At 73.2% G+C, this 21,606-nt stretch carries 18 protein-coding genes; 8 read left to right on the top strand and 10 right to left on the bottom strand.

What is annotated here, in order from left to right:
- The first annotated feature begins 35 nt into the window (after window positions 1–35).
- Window positions 36–1,136 carry an NAD(P)/FAD-dependent oxidoreductase gene (locus tag BLV39_RS13975; protein WP_090790882.1) on the top strand — a complete coding sequence of 367 codons (1,101 nt, stop codon included), beginning with the start codon at window positions 36–38 and terminating at the stop codon, window positions 1,134–1,136.
- Here BLV39_RS13975 and BLV39_RS13970 read toward each other — a convergent pair.
- Together BLV39_RS13970 and BLV39_RS13965 are read right to left on the bottom strand one after the other, a co-directional pair.
- Window positions 1,133–1,759: a LysE/ArgO family amino acid transporter gene (locus tag BLV39_RS13970; protein WP_090790881.1), complete on the bottom strand. Its 627-nt coding sequence runs from the start codon at window positions 1,757–1,759 to the stop codon at window positions 1,133–1,135. The two genes, BLV39_RS13975 and BLV39_RS13970, sit on opposite strands and share 4 nt — an antisense overlap.
- 152 nt (window positions 1,760–1,911) lie before the next feature.
- Window positions 1,912–5,019 carry an ATP-binding protein gene (locus BLV39_RS13965; protein WP_090790879.1) on the bottom strand — a complete coding sequence of 1,036 codons (3,108 nt, stop codon included), beginning with the start codon at window positions 5,017–5,019 and terminating at the stop codon, window positions 1,912–1,914.
- Window positions 5,020–5,118: 99 nt separating this feature from the next.
- Here BLV39_RS13965 and BLV39_RS13960 point away from each other — a divergent pair, with 99 nt between their 5' ends.
- Together BLV39_RS13960 and BLV39_RS13955 are read left to right on the top strand one after the other, a co-directional pair.
- Entirely contained in the window at window positions 5,119–5,478 is a 360-nt protein-coding gene (locus BLV39_RS13960) for a cupin domain-containing protein (protein WP_090790877.1), read from the top strand.
- The gene (locus BLV39_RS13955; protein ID WP_090790875.1) at window positions 5,475–6,365 is read left to right on the top strand and encodes a TIGR03086 family metal-binding protein; all 891 of its coding nucleotides are present in this window, start codon (window positions 5,475–5,477) and stop codon (window positions 6,363–6,365) included. The genes BLV39_RS13960 and BLV39_RS13955 overlap by 4 nt, the downstream gene beginning before the upstream one ends.
- 14 nt (window positions 6,366–6,379) lie before the next feature.
- Here the strand turns inward: BLV39_RS13955 and BLV39_RS13950 are convergent, their stop codons facing one another.
- Window positions 6,380–7,825 carry an MFS transporter gene (locus BLV39_RS13950; RefSeq protein WP_090790873.1) on the bottom strand — a complete coding sequence of 482 codons (1,446 nt, stop codon included), beginning with the start codon at window positions 7,823–7,825 and terminating at the stop codon, window positions 6,380–6,382.
- A gap of 78 nt (window positions 7,826–7,903) precedes the next feature.
- Here BLV39_RS13950 and BLV39_RS13945 point away from each other — a divergent pair, with 78 nt between their 5' ends.
- Entirely contained in the window at window positions 7,904–8,629 is a 726-nt protein-coding gene (locus BLV39_RS13945) for a TetR/AcrR family transcriptional regulator C-terminal domain-containing protein (RefSeq protein ID WP_090790871.1), read from the top strand.
- Here the strand turns inward: BLV39_RS13945 and BLV39_RS13940 are convergent.
- Both BLV39_RS13940 and BLV39_RS13935 read right to left on the bottom strand, forming a co-directional pair.
- Window positions 8,626–11,376 (bottom strand): toll/interleukin-1 receptor domain-containing protein, encoded by a 2,751-nt coding sequence (locus BLV39_RS13940; protein ID WP_090790870.1) that lies wholly within the window; start codon window positions 11,374–11,376, stop codon window positions 8,626–8,628. The two genes, BLV39_RS13945 and BLV39_RS13940, sit on opposite strands and share 4 nt — an antisense overlap.
- The gene (locus BLV39_RS13935; RefSeq protein ID WP_090790868.1) at window positions 11,367–13,427 is read right to left on the bottom strand and encodes a right-handed parallel beta-helix repeat-containing protein; all 2,061 of its coding nucleotides are present in this window, start codon (window positions 13,425–13,427) and stop codon (window positions 11,367–11,369) included. The genes BLV39_RS13940 and BLV39_RS13935 overlap by 10 nt, the downstream gene beginning before the upstream one ends.
- 186 nt (window positions 13,428–13,613) lie before the next feature.
- Between BLV39_RS13935 and BLV39_RS13930 the strand changes: the two genes are divergently transcribed.
- The 4 genes from BLV39_RS13930 to BLV39_RS13915 are packed head-to-tail and all read left to right on the top strand — an operon-like array spanning window position 13,614 to window position 18,395.
- Complete coding sequence (locus BLV39_RS13930) at window positions 13,614–14,561, top strand: AAA family ATPase (protein WP_090790866.1); 948 nt, start codon at window positions 13,614–13,616, stop codon at window positions 14,559–14,561.
- Complete coding sequence (locus tag BLV39_RS13925; RefSeq protein ID WP_090790864.1) at window positions 14,555–15,604, top strand: DUF58 domain-containing protein; 1,050 nt, start codon at window positions 14,555–14,557, stop codon at window positions 15,602–15,604. The genes BLV39_RS13930 and BLV39_RS13925 overlap by 7 nt, the downstream gene beginning before the upstream one ends.
- On the top strand, window positions 15,601–17,676 hold the full coding sequence (locus BLV39_RS13920; protein ID WP_176984886.1) for a transglutaminase TgpA family protein: 2,076 nt from the start codon (window positions 15,601–15,603) through the stop codon (window positions 17,674–17,676). The genes BLV39_RS13925 and BLV39_RS13920 overlap by 4 nt, the downstream gene beginning before the upstream one ends.
- Window positions 17,673–18,395 carry a hypothetical protein gene (locus BLV39_RS13915; protein WP_090790861.1) on the top strand — a complete coding sequence of 241 codons (723 nt, stop codon included), beginning with the start codon at window positions 17,673–17,675 and terminating at the stop codon, window positions 18,393–18,395. Before BLV39_RS13920 ends, BLV39_RS13915 begins: the two co-directional genes overlap by 4 nt.
- A 1-nt stretch (window position 18,396) precedes the next feature.
- On the opposite strand, the gene BLV39_RS13910 is transcribed toward BLV39_RS13915, so the two are convergent.
- From BLV39_RS13910 to BLV39_RS13890, 5 genes are read right to left on the bottom strand one after another with little or no spacing between them, the layout of a single operon-like run.
- Window positions 18,397–18,747, bottom strand: a complete 351-nt coding sequence (locus tag BLV39_RS13910; RefSeq protein WP_090790859.1) for a metal-sulfur cluster assembly factor — start codon at window positions 18,745–18,747, stop codon at window positions 18,397–18,399.
- Window positions 18,744–19,202 (bottom strand): Fe-S cluster assembly sulfur transfer protein SufU, encoded by a 459-nt coding sequence (gene sufU, locus BLV39_RS13905; RefSeq protein WP_090790858.1) that lies wholly within the window; start codon window positions 19,200–19,202, stop codon window positions 18,744–18,746. Before sufU ends, BLV39_RS13910 begins: the two co-directional genes overlap by 4 nt.
- The gene (locus BLV39_RS13900; protein WP_090790856.1) at window positions 19,202–20,479 is read right to left on the bottom strand and encodes a cysteine desulfurase; all 1,278 of its coding nucleotides are present in this window, start codon (window positions 20,477–20,479) and stop codon (window positions 19,202–19,204) included. The genes sufU and BLV39_RS13900 overlap by 1 nt, the downstream gene beginning before the upstream one ends.
- Window positions 20,480–20,504: 25 nt before the next feature.
- Window positions 20,505–21,278: a Fe-S cluster assembly ATPase SufC gene (gene sufC / locus BLV39_RS13895; protein ID WP_090790854.1), complete on the bottom strand. Its 774-nt coding sequence runs from the start codon at window positions 21,276–21,278 to the stop codon at window positions 20,505–20,507.
- Window positions 21,275–21,601 carry a non-heme iron oxygenase ferredoxin subunit gene (locus BLV39_RS13890; protein ID WP_090791520.1) on the bottom strand — a complete coding sequence of 109 codons (327 nt, stop codon included), beginning with the start codon at window positions 21,599–21,601 and terminating at the stop codon, window positions 21,275–21,277. Before BLV39_RS13890 ends, sufC begins: the two co-directional genes overlap by 4 nt.
- Window positions 21,602–21,606: the final 5 nt, after the last annotated feature.

Raw genomic sequence — 21,606 nt, 5'->3', positions numbered from 1 at the left:
AAAGTGTCGCTAGCCTTTTCACGGAGGTAACACTGGTGACGAACACCGAGGTCAAGCGCCCTTCCGTCGTCGTCCTCGGCGGCGGCTACGGCGGCTTGAACACCGCGAAGGCGCTGGACGACGTCGCTGACGTCACGCTCGTCGACCCGTCGGGCGCGTTCCACCACAACGTCGCGTCCTGGCGTGCCCTGGTCGACCCGTCCTGGATCGACCGAATCTTTATGCCCCTCAACCGGCTCCTGCACCACGGCCACTTCGTACGCGACCGGGCCGTCGCGGTCGACGGCCGCACCGTCACCCTGGAGTCCGGCGCCGAGCTGACCCCCGACTACCTGGTCCTGGCGACCGGGTCGCAGTACCCGTTCCCCGCCAAGGCCGGCGGCACGGACGAGCAGAGCGCCAAGGACCGGCTGCAAGCGGCACACGACGAGCTGCTCGGCGCCCGCCGGGCCCTGATCGTCGGCGCCGGCCCGTCCGGGCTGGAGCTGGCCGGTGAGATCAAGTCGTTCTTCCCCGACAAGGACGTCACCGTCGTCGACGTCAACGCGGACATCCTGCACGGCCCGTTCGAGCAGGAGCTGCGCGAGGAGCTCAAGCGCCAGCTCGACAAGCTCGGCGTCCGGCTGGTGCTGGGCAGCCCGTTGACCGCCCTGCCGGACGGCCCGCCGGCCACCGCGACGCCGATCGCGGTGAGCACCGAGAGCGGCGAGACGGTCGAGGCCGACATCTGGTTCCGCGCGTTCGGCGTCCGCCCGGCGACCGACTACCTGCGTGGCGACCTGGCCGCGGCCCGCGACGAGCGCGGCTACCTCCCGGTCGACCCGCACCTGCGGGTCAAGGGCGGAGGCGGCGTGTACGCCCTCGGCGACATCAGCACCGCCGACCGCGACACCGCCGGCGCCGCCACGTACCAGGCCGCTGTGGTCGCCGCGAACATCCGGTCCGCCATCACCGGCGACGGCGAGCTGGCGACGTACGAGGCGGGCCCGGCCATGATCGTCGTGCCGCTCGGTCCCGAGGGCGGGGCCACCCAGCTACCCACCGGCGTTGGCGGTGCCGAGGAGGCGTCGGCGATCAAGGGCGGCGCGATGCTGGTCGACATGTACGCGCAGCACTTCGACGCGCCGGCCCGCTAACCGACCACCAGCACGACGGCCAGCACGACAATGAGCAGGCTGGACGCGAGGGCGGTGTAGAGCCGCCCTCGCGGCCCGGTCAGCAGCCGGCCGACCAGGCTGCCACCCGAGGCGATCAGCAACTGCCAGCTCGCCGAGGCGATGAACGCGGCCAGCACGAACACCACCTCGCCGCCCGCGGTGAGCTCGTCGCCGGCCTGCCGGGCCAGCACCAGCGCCGCGAAGTAGACGATGGTCATCGGGTTGAGCAAAGTCAGGGCGAGAATGCCGCCGTACGCCCGCCAGGGCGTACCCAGGCCGGCACCTGACCTGGCCGCCCGCGCCGGATCGCGGTGATGGCGCACCGCCACCACCGCGGTGTGCGCGGCCAGCACCAGCAGCACGACGAAGGCGATCCAGCGCAGCGGCGTGGCGATCGGCTCGATGACACCCGCGAGGGCGGCACCGCCGAGCACCGCGACCAAGGCGTAGAGCCCATCGGCGGTGGCCACACCCAGCGCGGCCGAGGCACCGACCCGGAACGACGTGCGGGCGGTCAGCCCGATGATCAGAATGGCGATCGCACCGACCGGGATCGCGACACCGTAGCCGGCCAGCAGGCCGGCGAGAAACGCGTCGGTCATCGCGAATCAGCCGCGATCGACACCGACCCGGAGCCACGCTGCTGTCGGCGACCGACGAGGGCCGTCGCGACAGAAACCTGGGTCCTGGTGAGTGCGATCACCCGCACATCATGGGATACGCCCTGGCACAGTCGCACCCGGTTTTTTCAGGCTCAGCCTGGCGCCTTGACCCTGTCGGCGAGCTCGACCAGTCGGGGCAGGTAGATCCGGGCGTGGGCCGCCTCGGCTGCCTGCGACGCCTCCCGGACCACCACGGCCGCGCGCTCCTCACCCCTGGCCACCGCGAGCGCCGCCGCCGCCCACCGCGCCTCGTGCTGACCGAGCGCCGGCCCGGCCGCGAGCGCCCGCGAGACCAAAGGCGCCGCCTCTTCGAGTCGGCCGAGCCCGACGCAGACGATCGCAGCCCGTGCCGCCGCCCAGCAGCCGAACAGATCCAGGTTGGCCGACAGGCCAAGGGACTCACGGAACGCCTTCAACGCGGCGGGCAGGTCACCGGCGCTCTGGTGGGCGATGCCGATCGCCCGCCAGGCCGTGGCCGTCCAGCCGCGGTGCTGCAGCCGCGAAGCGATGGCCAGCGCCTCACGGCCGTCCGTGAGGGCCTGCGCGGACCGGCCGAGCGCGGCCAGAGCCTCCGCGCGGTGCCACAGTGCGTAGGTCTCACCTTCCGGATGTCCGAGGGTGCGAGCCACGTCGAGGGCGCGCTCGGTGTCGGCGATGCCTTCGGCCGCGCGGTCCAGCAGGACCCGACCGTGCCCGCAGGTCGAACGGGGCGTGACCGCGTGCATGAGGTCGCCGGAACTCTCGAACAGGTGAGCGGCCCGGTCGAGCTCGTCGACGCCCGCCGCGATGTCGCCGTGCAGGAACTGGGCCATGGCCTGGGCATCGAGGATGCGGGCGGCGCCACGTGAGTCGCCGGCACGGGTGTAGCGGGCGAGAGCCTCGGCGGCACGGGTCCTGGCGCGGGCCGGGCGGTCGAGGTTCATGTCGATGACGGACGCGACCTCCAGCGCGGCCGCACGGGCGGGATCGTCGTCGCCGGCTTCGACGAGAGCGAGCTCGACGAGCTCGGCCGCCCGGCGCAGGTCGTCGGCGCCGGAGTCGAGGGTGGCGAGCTGGGCCAGCAGGGTGGCCCGGCGCGGTCCGCCGGGGCAGGCGGCAAGCGCGGCGCGGAGGTCGTCGCGGGCGGTGGCGATGTCGCCGTGCCGGCGGCGGGCCTGGGCTCGGGCCTCCAGCAGGCGCACGCGGACCGGATGGTCGGGGTCACAGTTGGCGAGACCGGCACCGGCGAGGCGTTCGGCCTCGGCGTCGGCCACCTGGTCGAGGGCGTGCGCGGCGGCGCGGGCGTACGCATCGGCCGCCCGTGCGCCGTCCCCGGCGCCACGCCAGTGCCGGGCCTGCTCGGCGGCGTCCCCACCCTCGCGATCGAGCACGCCGGCGAGCCGGGCGTGCAACTGTGCCCGGGTGCCGTCGCTCAGGCCTGCCACGACGACCTCACCGACCATGTCGTGCGCGGTCCGCCAGCCGTGCTCGCCGAGGCGGGCGAGGCCGGCGGCGGCGAGCTCGTCGAGCGCGCCGAGGGTCACCGGCTCGCTCAGCTCGGCAGCCGCACCCACGGTCCGGGCGGAGGCCTCCCGGCCCAGCAGGGAGAGCAGGCTCAGCGCGGTGGCCGTCGGCCCGTCGTGGGCAGCCACCCGGTCCGCGATGGCACGGCGCTGCCCGGCCCGGCCGACCTGCCGGGCCCGCTCGGCCGCGAGCGGCGTAGCGGTGCCGCGCACGGCCGAGGCAGCCGTCCGCCAGCGATCGGAGCCGGGATCCATCCGGACGAGGCCCTCCGCGTGCAGGACACGGAGCACCTCGCCCACCGCCATCGGCGTGCGGTCGGTGTCGGCGGCAAGTGCCGCGACCACACCGGGATCGTCGACCAGCTCGGCCAGTGCGGACCCGGTGAGCCCGCCGAGGCTGATCGCCGGCGGCCCGGGCAGTCGGCGCAGCAGTCGCGTCGTCTCGGGGCTCAGCTCGTCGGGCCGATACGTCACCACGAACGCCGGCCCACCACGCCGTCCGGCGAGGGAACCGAGCAGACGGAGACTGCTCGGGTCGGCCCACTGCAGATCGTCGACAACGACGACCCGCTGCGGCGCGGCGGCCAGCAGCCGCCGGGCCGCCTCGGCCACCAGGGCGTTTCGCGTCTCAGGATCGAAGTCGGTGGCCGGCTCGTCGAGCTCCGGCAACAGTTGGGCCAGCGCCGAGCCGAGCCGGCCGGGCAGCGCCGGCGAAGACGAGGCAAACAAACGGCGCAGCAGCGTCCGCGCGAGCGAGTACGGCTCGTCGCGTTCGGCCCAGTACGCGGCCACGTCGATCGCTGGCACCGCCGCACCGACCGCCTCCAGCACCCGGGACTTCCCGGTCCCGGACCGCCCGGCGACCTGCACCACGCCGCCGGTCAGGCCCGCCAGGACCTCACGGACCACATCGTCCCGCCCGACGAAGCGCAGGAGCCCGAAACCCACCGGGCCCGAGGCGTGGCGGGTGTCCCCGGTCGCCAGCACCATGCGCTGCAACTCGGTCGCTGCCGGCGAAGGCTCGAGACCGAGCTCGTCGACGATGGCGCGCCGGTACCGCTCGAACTCCTCCAGTGCGGCCGCCCGGTCGCCGGCGGCGGTCAAGGCCCGCACGAGAGCCAGCGCGGCCGCCTCGCGCAAGGGTTCGGCGGCGGCCGCCTCTGCCGCGTACCGCACGGCCAGGGCCGGTTCGCCCAGATCGACGGCGAGGGACGCGGCGCGTTCCCAGGCGAGTTGGCGGGCCTGGAACACCTGTGAGCGATACGGCTGCGACCAGTCGGAGTACGCCTCCTCGGCCAGCGGCTCAGCCACCCCCGCGAGCGCCGCCTGGTAGGCCGTCAGCGCCGCGGACCCCGCCAGACGCCCGGCGGCCACGACCGCGGCGAGGAGCACCTCAGTGTCGACTGTGCACTCCGGCGGTCCGGCCAGGGTGTAACCGCCCGGCCCGGTGCGGATCAGCTCGGCCCGGCCGATCGCACGCCGGGCCCGGTTCACCAGCACCTGCAAGTTGGCGGCCGGGCTGGCCGGCGGCCGTTGCGTCCACACCGCCTCGGCGAGCACGTCGTTGGGCACGAACCGGCCCTGCCGAGTGGCCAGGACACGCAGCAGGGTGCGGACCTTCCGGCCCTGGAACACCGCGTCGCTGACCTCCCGGCCGTCGCGAACGACCGAGAACCGCCCCATCAGCCGCAGCTCCACGGGCGCCTGATCGCCCGCTAGATAACCGCCAGGATGCTGCAAGCGCGCCCTCCTAACGTCAGGTCCACGCAATCATCACCGCACCTCAGGAGGGCCCCGATGGCCGAGCAGACCACCGAGCATCGTACGTTCGCCAAACCCGACGAGACCCGATCGTTCACCAACGGACGACTCGAGCTGCTGAGCGTCGGCGGGGCCGACATCGGCCGTCTCGTGCTCGATCCCGGCTGGCGCTGGTCCAACGACGTCAAGCCGATCGCGGGCACGACGCTGTGTCAGGCGCCCCACTTCCAGTACCACGTCGCGGGGGTACTGCGGGTGGCGATGGCGGACGGCACCACCTTCGACGCACAACCGGGCGACGTGACCTCGCTGCCGGCCGGGCACGACGCCTGGGTGGTCGGTGACGAGGCGGTCGTGGTGGTGGACTGGTTCGGCGCGAGCGGATACGCGAAATGAACGCCCGCGAGCTGTACGCGCAGGCAGTGTCCATCTTCGACGCCGCCCTGCGAGCGGTACCGGCCGACCGACACGCGGCCGCCACTGTGTGCGCCGGCTGGGACCTGCGGGCACTGGTCAACCACGTGGCCGGCGAGGATCTGTGGGCGGCCGAGCTGCTCGCCGGCCGGACCATCGCCGACGTCGGCACCGCACTCGACGGAGATCTGCTCGGTGACGCACCGCTCGCCGCGTGGTCCGCCGCCGCGGACGCCGCCGGCAAGGCCCTCGTCGAAGCCGCCGACGACACGCCCGTGGCACTGTCGGCCGGCCCGACCCCGGTCGACGAATACCTGCGCCAGCTCGCCGCCGACCACCTCGTGCACGCGTGGGACGTGGCCACCGCCGCGGGCACGAACCTGCGCCTCGACAGCGATCTCGTCGCCGCCGTCACCGACTGGTTCGCGCCTGTGGAGGAGGCGTACCGAGCCCACGGAATGATCGGCCCGCGCCCACCGCTGGCCGCCGACGCCGAGCCCCAGGACCGTCTGCTCGCCATGTTCGGCCGCAGCGAGGCGCTCGCCGCCACCGAACGGTTCGGCGCGGCCTTCGACACCCAGGACGTCGACGCCGTCATGGCCACCATGACCGGCGACTGCGTGTTCGAGTCCACCGCCCCTCCCGTCGGCGAGCGGCACACCGGCGCCGACGCGGTCCGGGCGGCGTGGCAGCGGTTCTTCGCCGAGGCCGGCGAGCACCGCTTCACCACCGAGGAGCGCATCGCGGCCGGCGACCGGGTCATCGTGCGCTGGCGTTACGACTGGCCCGCCGGCCACGTTCGCGGCGTGGACCTGTTCCGCGTCTCGGGCGGGCTCGTCGCCGAGAAGCTTGCCTACGTCAAAGGCTGAGCGAGACGCCACCGCTATTCCGGCCGCGCGACCCGGGGCAGGAGGAAGCTCAGGGCGAAGGTCAGCGCCAACAGCCCGACCACCGCCCACAGCACCGCCTCGATGGCCCCGGGCACGCCGGACGGGCCGGCGGCGCGGTTGAAGAACAGCGTGCCGAGGGTGGCCACGCCGAGCGCGCCCGCGAACTGTTGGGCCGCGTTGAGGGCGCCCGAGGCCGAGCCGCTCTCCCGGGGTGAGACACCGGCCAGGATGATGTCGAAGAACGGCGCCATCGCCAGGCCCATGCCGATCCCGAACAAGGCGAGGGCCGGCGCCAGCCGCCAGGACGACACCTCCGTCGAGAAGTGCACCGTGGCGAGGAAGGCGAGCACCGCCAGCGCCATCACCGCGACGCCGCCCTGCAACGCGACCCGGCCGTGCTTGCGGGCGAAACCCCCGACGGCTGACAGGCCGAAGCCGGCGACCACGCCGATCGCCTGCGGCACGGTGGTCAGGCCCGTGCGCAGCGGGGTGAAGCCGAGGCCGAGCTGCAGGTAGAGGCTCAGCGTCAGCGAGAAGCCCAGCATGCCGGCGAAGTAGGCGGTGCCGGCGATCAGGCCGCCGGTGAACGCCCGCTTGCGGAACAGGGTCGGGATCACCAGCGGGTCCAGGCCGCGGCGCTGGCGGCGGAGCTCGTACCAGCCGAACAGGCCGAAGACACCTAGCGCGAGAGCCATCGAGGCGAAGGTCCAGGCCGGCCAGCCCAGCTCGCGGCCCTGGACGATCGGGAAGACCAGCAGGAACATCGCGGCCGAGACGAGGCCGACGCCGCCCAGGTCGAGGCGGGGTGCGGCGGCGTCCCGGGACTTCGGCAGGAAGCGCATGGCGAGCAGCAGGCCGAGCAGGCCGATCGGCAGGTTGACCAGGAAGATCATGCGCCAGCCGAGGCCGAACAGGTCGGCGTCGACCAGCCAGCCCGCGAGGATCGGGCCGCCGACCGCGGACAGGCCCATCACCGGCCCGAACAGGCCGAAGGCGGCACCGACCTGGCTCGGCGGGAACATCTCCTTGATCAGGCCGAGGCCCTGCGGCAGCAGGACGGCGCCGAACAGGCCCTGGAGCACGCGGGCGGTGACCAGCGTCCCCTCGCCCTGCGCGACGGCGCAGAGCAGCGAGGCGGCGACGAAGCCGCCGGTGCCGACCAGGAACATCCGCCGTCGGCCGTAGAGGTCGCCGAGGCGGCCGCCGGTGACCAGGCCGACCGCCATGGCCAGCGTGTAGCCGGCGGCGAGCCACTGGATGGTGCTCTCGGGCGCGCCGAGGTCGGCCCGGATCGTCGGGCCCGCGATGGTCGTGACCAGGGCGTCGAGCAGGTCCATGACCTCGGCGGTCAGGATCGCGAACAGGGCGACCCAGCGCCATCGGTACGCGGGTGGGTCGGTGGCGGTCTCGGCAACGGCGGTGGTGGCGGCGACAGACATCGGCGCGACTCCTGACGAACGGTGTTCGAACACGGACGAACACTGTTCTACGCTCGAACACTGTTCGCGTCAAGTACGATGTTCGACGTGACCGAGCTCCTCCCACCGCCTCCCTGGAAGAAGCCCCGCCGAGCCACGACGCCGAGCCGCGAGCCGCTGACCGCCGACAAGATCGTCGACGCGGCGCTGAAGGTGCTCGACGCCGACGGGCTCGACGCCGTGAGCATGCGGCGGGTCGCCGACGAGCTCGACACGGGCGCGGCGTCGCTCTACGCGCACGTCGCCAACAAGGAGGAGCTGCTCGACCTGATCCGAGAGCGGGTGCTCAGCGAGGTACGGCTGCCGGAGCCGGACCCGGCGCGCTGGCAGGACCAGATCCGGGAGCTGGCGTTCGAGATCCAGCGGGCACACGCCCAGCACCGCGACATCGCGCGGCTGAGCCTCGGCAACATCCCGGTGGGCTACCACGCCCTGCGGGTCGGTGAGTGCATGCTCGCGATCATGCTTGCCGGCGGGGTGCCGCCGAAGGTGGCCGCGCTGGCCACCGACCGGCTGTCCCTCTACATCGCGGCCGACTCGTACGAGGGCGCGCTGATCGTCTCGCGCTACAAGCTCGACTCACCCGAGGCGAGCGAGCGGTTCTACGCGCGCCTGTCGGAGATCCACGAGTACTACAAGACGCTGCCGCGGGACCAGTTCCCGTCGTTGACGACCCACGTCGACGCGCTGATGCAGGCCGACAGTGACGAACGCTTCGCTTTCGGCCTGGACATGCTCATCCGCAGTCTGGAGACGTACGTCTAACGCGCGCAACGCAGGTCCTCCGGCACGCCGTCCGGTCCGGCCGCGCGACGCCACTCGTCCGCGCCGAGGTCCCGTCCGGCGAGCTCGCAGGCGATGCGTCGCCAGCTCGCGACGTCCAGGTCCCACCTGGTCAACGACGCACCGGAGGCGACCGTCAGGAGGTCGCGGTGGCCGGGCCGAAAACGCATCCGGACCGAGTTGTACGGGCTCAGGTCCATCGCGATTCCCGAGGCGGGCATGGGCATCGCCAGGTCGCCGAGGCGCTCACCGGACGGCAGGTCGCGCACCAGGATCCGGCCGTCGGCGCGGAGCCGCGCGGCGACCGTTCCGTCCTCGCTGAGCTCCCAGGTGCCACCCGGCTCGGCGGGACCGGCCACCGTCGCCCGGCCGTCGCTGCCGACACTCTCGACGCTGCCGTCCACGCCGGTGAAGATCAGACCGTCCGGCCCGGCCGGCGCCACCCCGACCGCCTCGTGGAGGTCCAGCTCCCGCACCTCACCGCTGTCCGTGTCGACGGTCACGGCGGGCGACCCGACCCCGACAAGACCGACGCGGGACCCGTCTGCGCTGACCGCCGCACTCGGCGGTGAACCGGTGGCGGCCGGCCTGATCGACCGCAGCGGCCGGCCGTCGCCACCCTCGTGCGCCCACACGGCACCGTCCCGGTAGACGGCGACGAAGCTCGAGTCCGACGGACGCGCCGCGATTGCCTGCGGCGGCTCCGCCTGCCCCGGTGGGAGCCAGTCGAGGGTGCGGAGCCGTCCATGTCGTGGCAGCCACTCCAGAACTGCCTTGTCCGTGGCGGTGAGCACCCGTTCGGCGGCCGGGTCCGTCCAGAGTGGCCGGCCGACGTCCTTCGGAGCCGCGTCCCGTTGGTGGCCGTCGGACAGGTCGACGACGTACGCGCTGCGGCCGAGCTCGTCGGCGACCACCGCGAAACGGCCGTCCCCGGTGGGCAGCACCACGGGGCTCTGTTTGAACCGTGCCAGGTCGCGCAGCGAGGTTCCGGTGACGGCCGCGAGGCGCGAGACCTGCCGGAGATCCCAGAACGCCACCGTGCGGCCGCCCGCGGAGACCAACCGGTGCGCGTCGAAGAAGCGCACGAGGCTGGTGTTCCGGAAGCCCGACAGCTCCGTCGTGTCGGGGTATTCTCCCGGACTGTCGCGCGCAGCCAACACGTAGACATGTCCTGAGTGGATGGTGGCGATGCGATGGCCGTCGTTCGTGACGGTGAACGTGCCCGCCTGGCGGCTGGGCGGTTTCGCACGCGTTCCACGATCCTCGCCGCCGCCGAACGCCGGCAGCACGGTGAAGTGGCCGAAGCCGTTGGCGACCCACATGGAGCCGTCGGCCGAGGGACGGAACAACGTCCTGGCCCTCATCGGTTGAACCCCGCGGTGCCCGTTCGGGTCGAGCGTGCGCAGGTCCAGGTCGAGGGCGACGCGATCCGAAGCCTCCCAGCGGACGCCGCGGACCGTGCGGTCGTCGGGCATCGTCACGTCGAGGAGCCACTCCGGATGCTCCCGCCGAAGGAGCACTCGGCCGGTCGCCGTGTCGACCACGTCCACCACGCCGATCCCGGGAGCGTGTTGGGGCGTTTGCGGCCGGGCCCAGCTCACCACCGTGCGATCGCCGGACGGCGACACCGCCACCGACGCGAGATGGTCGGCGCCGTCGAGCGGGAGCCGGCGCGGTGCGGCCCAGTCCGCACGCCAGACCACCACCTCGGTCCCGGCAGCCGCCGCGACGGTCGAGGCATCACGGCTGAGCGCCACCTGGTCCAACCGGCCGAGTCCGGTCGCGACGCGAGCGGGTGTGCCGGCCCCGATCGGCCAGACGTGCACGACGCCCGAGTCCGTGCCGGCGGCCATCGCCGTCGCGGACGAGGTCACGGCGGTGATCTCGCTGGCGGTGTGGTGGGTCGCCACGAGTTGGGGGCTGGCCGCGTTGACCTGGAGCAGGGCGGCGCGCTGAGCCGGCTCGGGACGCAGGCGGTAGGCCTCGACGGCCAGGAGGTTGGCCAGCGTGACGTCCTGGTCGACCAGGGCCAGCGCCGCCTCGGCCAGCTTGCCGGCGCGGGTGTCCTCCGCCCGCCGCGCGGAGCGAAGCTCGGCCAGGGTCAGCACGCCGAGCAGCAGCACGAACACCGTGGCCGCGGCCGCCACCGCGCGCATCGCCTGCCGATGACGGCGCCTGTCCTCTCCGACGAGGTCCGACTTCGGCCGGTCGTGGATGGTGGACAGCAGATCGGCCGCCGCGTCCCGCAGCCGCGGGTCCCGCGCCCCGATCCGGCGCCCGACGAGGTCGGAGAGGTCGACCCACCGCGGCTCGTGCTGGAAGGCTCCGGCCAAAGCCCGGGGAACGGCGTCGCTGCGCTCCCAGTCGAAGTCCCGCGCCCGGCGGTCCCAGGCGAGCTCCCCGGAACACCGGACCAGCAGGATGCGCCCGGTCGAGCGGTGCGTCCGCCACCACGTGATCTCCTCACCCACCCAGTACGAGGCAGCGGCGGCGGGTGACGCGCAGACGATCAGCCAATCCGCGTTGGCGAGTCGCTTGTGGAGGGCCGGCAGGAGCTCCGGGTGTGCACCGAGGTCGGTGACGTCCCGGAAGATGCGCCGGACCCGCCGGCGCCACCAGGGTTGGGCGAACCGGTGCAGCGCCGACTGGAGGAGCGTGACGACCTGCTTGTCCTCGCGGTGGCTGTAGGAGAGGAACGCGTCGTCGCGCGGAGTGCCGCTCAGCCGCATCGCACGCCCACGCAGCCGGTGTCCGAGGTGTTGCCGCCACCGTCCAGGACGCCCTGCGGCGCCGAGATGCCGTACCCCCGGCTGTTCCGGACCGTATTGCCCGCGACCAGGATGTCGCTGCCCTCGGGCACGTCGATCCGGATCCCCTCCCCCGACGAGTAGAAGTTCTGGCCGGGCGCCCCCGAGACGGTGTTGCCGACGATCCGCATGCCCCTCATCCGGCCTGCTGACTGCGCGTCGACCACGAGCGCGGAGCCGACGATGTCGTTGCGCTCGACCGCCGGACCACCGTTCGGGTACGGCGAGTCCGGGTTCAGACCCAGGCGAAGCGGCCCGGTGATCCGGTTGCCGACGATCCGGGGCAGCCCGCCGGGCATGTTCAGCCGGCGGATCTCGCCGTCGCGGATGACCGCGGTGCCGCCGTCGTGGACGTGACAGACCTTGCACCAGACCGTGGTGCCGCGCATGGTCAACGGCCCGGTCGCCTCGAACAGGTCCACGCTGAGGTTGCCGCCCACGAAACGGCAGGTGCTCAGGAAGCAGCCGCTGTTGTCGCCGACGATCGAGGACTCCTGGACGTCGACCGTCGACTCCGTGACGGTCAACGCATGGCTGTTCCTGCCCTCCGGCCCGATGCTGACCCCGCTGAGCCGGAGCCCGGAGACGGCGACCGCACGCAGGCCCCGGTTGCCCTTCAGGCGCACGTCGGTCAGTGTCACGTCGCGTGAGTCGCGCAGCTCCACCTGCCGGAGGAACCCCGTCACGACGCCGTTGCGGATCTGGACGTCCCGCACCGCACGGGCGGCCACGCCGATCGGTTCGGCACCGGCCGGCGGCGGCCCGGCGAAGCTGAGCGTGTGCCCCCGTAGGTCCAGGGTGACGCCGTCGGCCGCGATCGTGATCCCGGCGGTGCCCGAGCACCGCAGGTCGCGGTCGAGCGCACCGTCCGCGGTCAACACGCCGCCGCAGCGGAGGCCGCCGGCCGCCGGGGACGGACGCGGCCCTCCCCCGCCCGGGCTCGGGCCGGCCTGCGGGCCGCCGACCGACGGACCCGGCGTCTCGCGTTCCGACGGTGACGGCTCGGGTCGCACAGTGGTCGACGGCGTCGGCCGGGGGCGCGGTGCCTTCGTCGAGGCGGATCGTGTGCCGTACTTGCGGATCCGCCGCCAGGCGTCGTCGACCCACACCATCGCCTCGGGGCCGTCCGGCGCGTTCGCCCACACCAGGCCGTCCTGCGCGAAGACGTCGAGGGTGGCCGGTCGGTCGGCCACGGTGACCGCCTCCGTCGCCCCGGTGTCGAGGTCGTGCACCAGGAGGCGGCCGCCGTCGGGAACGATCACCCGGTGACCGGCGACCACCGGCCTGCCAGGTCGGCGCGCCGGCAGGTCGACCACCTCGGTCGTCCGGGTGTCCAACCAGGACACCACCAGGCGCGACCCGGTCACGAAGGCAGCCACCCGCTGGTCGGTGGATCCCCCGGCGTGGAACGGTCTGCCGGCCAGTTCGGCCGGAAGCGGTGCGGCGGCCGCGCCGTCCAGACCGACGAGGCTTTGCGTGGTCGCGTCCACGGCCATCGCCCGGCCGGCGACGACGACCAGCGGGAGGGTGTCGCCGCCGCGGGTGACGGTGACCGCCGGCCCCGCCACGCCGGCGCGCATCGGCACGACGGCGCCCCGACCCAGGACGGCGAACCAGATCGTCCCCCGCCCGTCGACCACCGCCTCGCCGAGCGGCTCGCCGAACGGGACGGCCGCGCCGTACCGCAGGAGAGCGGTGTCGACCGGGGTCGCCGTGCCCGCGGCGCGGTCGAAGAGGACGACGTGTCCCGCGCCCTGCACGACGAGCGCGTCGGCGGGCAGCTTCAGCTCGGCGTCCGGTTCGCCGCGCGTGGCGTTCGTCCGCACCAGCGTTCCGGTGCCGATGCTGGGCAGCCAGGCCGAGGCCGAGACGTGCGGAAGCTCGGTCGACGGGTCCGCCCGTCCCGCGAGTGGCACGGCGACGACGGCGACCATCACGGCGGCCGCGCACACCCGGGCCCGAAGCTTGCGCACGACGGGTGACCGTAGACCGGCGGTCTGACGACACGGAACCGACGGGACCAGCGGGTACGCCGTTCAGGTGCCCTATGCGACCGCCCGGGTTAGGTCGAACGGTTGGTTCCTGCCGTCCCACCCCCGCGCGAGGCCAACGCGCGCCATCCTTGCCGGGCCACCGCCCGCACTCCGCCAGAGAGCCCCATGTCCCTGCCTGAGCTGTTCGCCGCCCTCGTCGCCCGCGTCGAGTGCACCATCGTCGGCAAGACCTCCGCCGTCCAGGCCGCCGTCCTCTGCCTGCTCGCGCAGGGACACCTGCTCATCGAGGACGTGCCAGGCGTGGGCAAGACGTCGCTCGCCCGGGCGCTGGCGGAGGCGTTCGGCGCCACGATGAACCGGATCCAGTTCACCCCCGACCTGCTGCCCACCGACATCCTCGGCACGATGGTCTACCGCCGCGACGCCGGCGAGGAGTTCCGCCCGGGTCCCATCTTCGCCAACGTCGTCCTGTGCGACGAGGTGAACCGTGCTTCGCCGAAGACCCAGTCGGCGCTGCTCCAGGTCATGGAGGAACGCCAGGTGACGGTCGACGGCCGGGACCGGGACGTGCCGCGGCCCTTCATGGTCATCGCCACGCAGAACCCGGTCGAGATGGCCGGCACGTTCCCGCTTCCGGAGGCCCAGCTCGACCGTTTCGCGGTCCGGCTGAGCCTGGGCTACCCGGCGCCGCAGGACGAGCTCACGATGTTGCGGAGCGACACCGCGGCCGCGCCGGCCCGGCCCGCCGCTGATCCCGCCACGATCGAGGCCGTCGCGGCCTTCGCGCGCGATGTCTACGTCGACGACGCCCTGCTCGCGTACGTCGTGGAGATTGTCGCGGCCACGCGCCGGCTCCCGGAGTTGGAGCTCGGCGCCAGCCCGCGAGCCAGCAAGGCGCTGGTGCGGTTGGCCCGGGTGCGCGCGGCGGTATTCGGGCGGGGCTACGTCGTGGCCGACGACGTGTACGACCTGGCCGTGCCCGTGCTGGCCCACCGGCTGGTGCGCACCCCCCGCGCGGAGGTGGCCGGGGTCGACGTCGAGGACCTCGTGCGCCGCGTGCTGGGCACCATCACGGTTCCCCGGATAACGGCCCGCGCCGGCATCCCGTGCTGACCCCGGTCGGCCGGCAGGTCGCGGTCGGCACGCTGGCGCTGGCCGGGTTGGCCGTGCCGCTGCGCTACCCCGGATCGCTGGCGATCGCGGCGGCCGGCCTGTTCGCGCTGGCCGCCGGTGCACTCACGCTGCTCGGCCGGGCACAGGTGGCCGCGTGGGTCCGGGTTGAGCCCGCCGAGCTCCACCGTGGCGGCACCGTCCACATCGTTGTCGAGCCGACCCGCAAGCCGCTTCAGGACGCGCTGCTGCCGGTCGGCGACGCCCGTCATCCGTTCACCGGTGACCTGGTCGTGCCCGTGCACCAGCGCGGGACGGTCGCCATCGGCCCGCTCGAAACGGTCGACGGCGACCCCTTCGGCCTGTACGAGCGGCGGCGTGCCGTCGGCACCGGGACCACCGTCCGGGTCCGCCCGCGGATCGTCCCGGTCGACGTCTCCTGGTGCCGCGGGTCGGCGACCGGATCGCGGTCCGGCCGGCGACGGTCCCACGACGGCTCGCTGATGGTCGGCCTCCGCGAGTACGTCATCGGCGACGACCCGCGCCGCATCCACTGGCTCGCCAGCGCGCGCTCCGACCTCGCCGTGCTGCTGGTGCGCGAGCACGCCGAAGTCGAGGTCGCGACGGTGACGGTCGTGCTCGACACCCGCCCCGACGCCTTTCGCACCGGCGCCGCCTTCGAGGACGCGGTCGACCTGGCCACGTCGATCCTCCTGGCAGCCGTGGACGCCGGCCTGCCGACCAACCTGTCCACCACGTCGGGCCTGCGGCTGACCGGTGCGGCCACCGGTGCTGACCGCCTGCGCCTGCTCGACACCCTCACCGACGTCGCGCCGGGCGCTCCGGAGCGGACCCCGGCCCGTGGTCGCGCCTCGGCCGGGCCGGTCACGTTGATCACCGGCCACGGGCCGGTCGGCGACGCGCTGGTCGCCGCCGGGCTGACCGGACGCCGGCCGCTCGTCGTGCGGTTCGGAGCGGAGTTGGCCCCCGCGTCGCTGGAGGAGGCCGCGGCCGGATGGCCGGTCGCGGCCGGAAGCATCCGGTGAACCGGTCCGTCAGCGCCGTGGCTGTCGCCGTCGCCTCGGCGTCCGCGGGCTGGGCGTTCGCGGCAGGCTTCGACTGGCCGGTCCTGGTCGCCCCGGTCGTCCTGGCCAGCGTCGTGCCGGTCGTCCTGCTGACCGTGGCGGCCCGATTCGGACCCCGCCTGCTGGCGGTGGCCCACGTCGTGGCGCCGCTGCTGCTGGCGCTCGTCCACGGTCAGGCGCCGGCCGCCCTGGCCGACGCGTTGGTCGACGGGCCGCGCCGACTGTTGAACATCACCCTGCCCGCACAGCCCCGGCCCGATCTCGTGCTCGTCGTGGCGGCCGCGACGTGGCTGACAGCGGCCGCCGGCACCCACCTCGCGCTGCGCACCCGCTCCGCCCTGGCACCCGGCGTGCCGGCCGTGCTGACCCTGGTCGCCGCGTCCGCTTTCGTCGCGCCCGTCGTCACCCGGACGGCGGTCGCGCCGGTGCTCGGGCTCGTCGCCGCGATCGCGACGCTGGCTGTCGTCCGCCGGCGGCGCACGCCGCGTGTCGTGCCGGCGGTCGCCGCCGTGGTCGCGGTCGTCGCCGGTGCCGGGATCACGGCCGGCCAACGGCTCGGCGGCGACCCGTACGACCCGCGCGACCGGCTCGCGGTGCCGATCAGCGTCCGGGCCGACCTGAACCCGCTCGACCGGGTGCCGGGCTACCGTGCCAGACCCGACGCGCGCCTCTTCACGGTGGAGACGAGCAGTCCTCGGCCATGGCGGCTGGCGGTCCTTGACCGGTTCGACGGCCAGGACTGGACGATGTCACGACCGCGGTTCGTCCCGGCGGGACTGGGCACCGGTGCCGGGACCGTGACCGGCGTGCCGGTGCGCCAGAACTTCGTGATCGACGAGTTGGACGGCTACTTCCTGCCGGCCGCGGACGTGCCCGTCCGGCTGCACGACGGCGTCGACGCGGTCGACGAGGAAACCGGGACGTTGCTCTCCACCGAACGGCTCCGACCAGGACGGCACTACGCGGTGTCCTCCGGTCGGGCGTCGGATCGGGTCAGCCCTGGGGAGACGGCGCTGCCGGCGCCGGTACCGGCGTCCGTCGTGGCGCTGGCGGGCGAGGTGACCGGTGAGTCCGCGCCGCTCGACGCGCTCGAGACGCGGCTGCGCCGCCACGGCCGCACCGACCCCGCCGCGCCGGGCGGGCACTCGTACGGCCACGTCGACCGGCTGCTGTCGGGCACGGCGGTGGGTGGGGCCGAGCAGTATGCCGTCGCCTTCGCGCTGGTCGCCCGCCGGCTGGGCCGGCCGAGCCGGATCGTCGTGGGCTTCGCGCCCGGCACTCGCGAAGGCCCGGCGCTGGTGGTCCGCGGGCGCGACGTCCGGGTCTGGCCGGAGGTGCTCCTGCCCGAGGGCTGGCGGGGCTACGAGCCGGCGCCCCAGCCTGGCGCGGCTGCGGCACCGGCCCCGGCGGTGACGAAGTCCGTCCGGCCGAGCCCCGCGCCGACACCGAGCGCCACCGCCGCACCGGACGCGCGGCCGTCGGCCAGCGCCGCGTCCTCGCCCGACGACACCGGTGGCGGCGAGACCGGCGGGGCGACCGGAGCCGGCCTGCCCGCCTCGTACCTGTTGGCGGTCGTCCTGCTGGCGGTGGCCGCCTACCTGGTCACCGTGCTGGCGGCGCCACCGCTGCGCCGCCGCAGCCGACGACGGGCGGCGGACCCGCGGACCCGGGCCGTGAACGCCTGGTGGGACGTGCTGGAAGCGCTGCGCGGCCGCACGCCGGGGATCGCGGTGCGGACCAACGGCCAGTTGGCCGACCACGCCGCCAAGGTCTGCCCGGGAGCGGCGGCGGACGTGGCGGCGCTCGCCGTGCTCGCCGACCACGCCGGATTCGCGGGCGAGCCGGTCGGCGCCGACATCGCCGAGGCGGCCTGGGTCCTCGCCGACCGGATCAGACCCCGGGTCGAAAGGCTCGACCATCCGGTGCGCCGGTCGGTCCGACGGCTCGCACCAGCGCGGCTGTGGACCGTACGGGCCGTTGCGTCGGGTCGGCGTCCACGATGGAATAGAGCGGACCTGAGGGAGGCCACGTGATCGCTGGTTGGCTGCAAACGCGCTGGGCCCGGGTGCTGCTGGGCGCCCTCGGTGGTGCGTTGGGCGGCCTCGGCGTCTACCTGGGCAGCCAATTGACGGGCGCCGGGTTGTTCGTCGTCGCCGGAGGGTTCGCCGGGCTCGTGGCCGCGCTGGTCGTGCACAGTCTCAACCAGACGGTCCGGCTCACCGACGTCAAGATCACCGTGCCGCAGTTCAGCGAGCTGAACTTCACCGTCACCCGCGAGAGCGAGCAGGTGGCGTGGAAGCTCTTCGTCGAGACCGTCACGCGGGTCGCCACGCAGCGGCTCGATCCCGGCGTCGGTCACCTGCGCGAGGCCCTCAGCTCGATCCACGGGGTGTTCGAGCTGACCCGGGAGATCCTGAAGGAGACCCAGCCCTCGCGGCGCACCGGCAGCGACCCGACCGTCGAGCACCTGGCCATCGCGATGCTCAACAGCGAGCTACGCCCGTTCCTGACGCGGTGGCACCCGCTGCTCGCGGCCTGGGAAGCGACCCATGACGGCGACACCGGCTGGCCGGAGGCCGCCGCCTGCCGTGCCGACCTGGCCAAGCTCCAGTCGCGCATGCGGGCGTACGTGCTCGGCTTCGGGCGGTTGGCCCGTGTGCCGAACGCCGCGCAGATCGTCGACGGGACGTTCGACGCCACCTACGCGAACCCTCCCGTGCCAGCGGCGCGGGAGGGTGCGGTGAGCGGTTGACTCAGACGTTGAAGCCGAGCGACCGGAGCTGGTCGCGGCCCTCGTCGGTGATCTTGTCTGGGCCCCACGGCGGCAGCCAGACCCAGTTGATCCGGAAGTCGCTGACCACGCCGCCGCCGGGGCCGGTGGTCAGGGCCGCCCGGGTCTGGTCCTCGATCACGTCGGTCAGCGGGCAGGCCGCCGACGTCAGCGTCATGTCCAGGGTGGCGACGTTCTCGTCGTCGATGTGTACGCCGTACACCAGGCCGAGGTCGACGACGTTGATCCCGAGCTCCGGGTCGACGACGTCCTTCATCGCCTCTTCGACCACGTCGACCGACGCCTTAGCAGGGGTCACAGTCTCTTCACTCATGCCTTCACCTCGGGTCCCACTGTGACGCCGGCGCGAACCGCCGCGTCCTTGAACGCCATCCAGGGCAGCAGCGCGCACTTCACGCGCGCCGGATAACGTGCCACTCCGGAGAACGCCACGCCGTCACCCAACAATTCCTCGTCCGGCTCGACCTGGCCGCGGCCCTGCATCAGCTCGACGAACGCGTCGTGCACCTTGAGTGCCTCGTCGACCGGCAGCGTGGCCAGCAGGTCGTGCAGGACACTCGCCGAGGCCTGGCTGATCGAGCAGCCCATCCCCTCGTACGAGACGTCCGTCAGCTTGTCGCCGGCCACGGCGACCCGGATCGTCACCTCGTCACCGCAGGTCGGGTTGACGTGGTGCGCCTCGCCGCCGAACGGCTCCCGGAGCCCGCGACCGTGCGGCCGCTTGTAGTGCTCCAGGATGATCTCCTGGTATAGCTGGTCGAACTGCATCAGCCGAACACCTTTCGCACCCGATCGAGGCCCCGCACGAGCGCGTCGACCTCCTCGGTCGTCGTGTAGACGTAGAACGACGCGCGGGTGGTCGCGGGCACTCCGTAGCGCACGCAGACCGGCCGCGCGCAGTGGTGGCCGACCCGCACCTCCACACCCTCGTCGTCGAGCACCTGGCCGACGTCGTGCGGGTGGATGCCCTCCAGCGCGAACGAGATCGTGCCGCCACGCCCCTCGGGGGTGGTGGGCCCGAAGATCCGCAGTGTCGGCACCGTGGCGAGCGCCTCCAGGGCGTACGCGGTGATCTCGTGCTCGTGGGCCTGCACCGCGGCCATGCCGATGTCGTTGAGATAGTCGATCGCCGCGCCCAGCCCGACCGCCTCGACGATCGGCGGCGTGCCGGCCTCGAACCTGGCCGGAGCCGGCGCGAACGTCGACTTCTCCATCGTCACGGTCTCGATCATCGACCCGCCACCGAGCACCGGCGGCATCGCGTCGAGCAGGCCGGCCCGGCCCCAGAGCACGCCGATGCCGGTCGGCCCGAGCATTTTGTGCCCGGTGAACGCGATGAAGTCGACGCCGAGCGCCTGCACGTCGACCGGGAAGTGCGGCACCGACTGCGAGCCGTCGAGCAGCACCAGCGCGCCGACCTCGTGCGCCCGCGCGACGATCCTGGCCGGGTCGTTGATCGTGCCCAGGATGTTGGACATGTGCACGATCGAGACCAGCTTGGTGCGCTCGTTGACCAGGTCGTCGAGCTCCGACTCGTCGAGCCGGCCGTCGTCGGTGACCCGGAACCAGCGCAGAGTCGCGCCGGTGCGCTCGCACAGAAGCTGCCACGGGACGATGTTGGAGTGATGCTCCATCTCGGAGATCACCACTTCGTCGCCGGGGCCGAGGCGGAACCGGGGATCACTGTCCGCGGTCGCCGAGGCGTTCGAGAAGGCGTACGCGAGCAGGTTGATCGCCTCGGTGGAGTTCTTGCCGAACACCACCTCGGACGCGGCCGGCGCGTTGATGAACGCGGCCACCTTCTCGCGCGCGCCCTCGTAGGCGAGCGTCGCCTCGGTGCCCAGCGTGTGCACCGAGCGGGACACGTTGCCGTTGTGCCGCTCGTGGTGCGTCCGCATGACATCGAGCACCTGGCGAGGTTTCTGGGACGTGTTGGCGCTGTCCAGATAGACCAGCGGGTGGCCGTTGACCTCCCGACCGAGGATCGGGAAGTCGGCGCGCAGCGCGGCGACGTCGAACGTCGACGGGATCGCGAGAGACGTCATGACTGGGCAGCCCTTCGTGCGTCGATCAGGCCGTGGCCGGACCGGTTTCCGCCAGGTAGCGCTCGTAACCCTCGGCTTCGAGCTTCTCCGCCAGCTCCGGGCCGCCCTCTTCGACGATCCGGCCCCGGGCGAAGACGTGCACGTAGTCGGGGGTGATGTAGCGCAGGATGCGGGTGTAGTGGGTGATCAGCAGCAGGCCGGTCTCGCCGGTCGCGCCGATCCGGTTGACGCCCTCGCTGACCACGCGCAGCGCGTCGATGTCGAGGCCGGAGTCGGTCTCGTCGAGGATCGCGATCTTCGGCTTGAGCAGTTCGAGCTGGACGATCTCGTGCCGCTTCTTCTCACCGCCGGAGAAGCCCTCGTTGACGTTGCGCTGGGCGAACGCCGGGTCCATCTGCAGCCGCTCCATCGCGCCGCGCAGCTCGCCGGCCCAGGTGCGCAGCTTGGGCGCCTCGCCGTCGATGGCGGTCTTCGCGGTGCGCAGGAAGTTGGCCACCGAGACGCCGGGGACCTCGACCGGGTACTGCATCGCGAGGAACAGGCCGGCGCGGGCACGCTCGTCGACGGTCATCGACAGCACGTCGGCGCCGTCCAGCGTCACCGAGCCGCCGGTGATCTGGTACTTCGGGTGGCCGGCGATCGAGTAGGCCAGCGTCGACTTGCCCGAGCCGTTGGGGCCCATGATCGCGTGGGTCTCCCCGGCGCGAACCGTGAGGTCGACGCCCGCCAGGATCGGCTTGAGCTGGCCGTCGGGCAGCTTGACCGAGACCTTCAGGCCGCGGATCTCCAGGTTGCTCATGCGGGCATAACTCCATTGCTCGGCGTGAGGGAGACGTAGACCTCGCCGTCACGGACTTCGACTGGATAGACGGGAACAGGTTCGGTCGCCGGCAGCCCGGTCGGCTCGCCGGTGCGCAGGTCGAAACGCGACCCGTGCAGCCAGCACTCCAGCGTGCGCCCGTCGACCTCGCCCTCGGAGAGGGCGACGGCGGCGTGCGAGCACTCGTCGTAGACGGCGTAGAAGTTGTCGTCCTCACCGTGGACGACGGCGAGCTCGAGGTCGTCGGTGACGGCCTTGATCGCCGTGCCCTTCGGCACGTCTTCGACGGAGCACAGGCGGATGAAGC

It is taken from the genome of Asanoa ishikariensis (genome assembly GCF_900107455.1).
Classification (GTDB): Bacteria; Actinomycetota; Actinomycetes; order Mycobacteriales; family Micromonosporaceae; genus Asanoa; species Asanoa ishikariensis.
The sequence above is the reverse complement of the archived record's forward strand: the minus strand, read 5'-3'. Positions and strand labels throughout refer to the sequence as shown.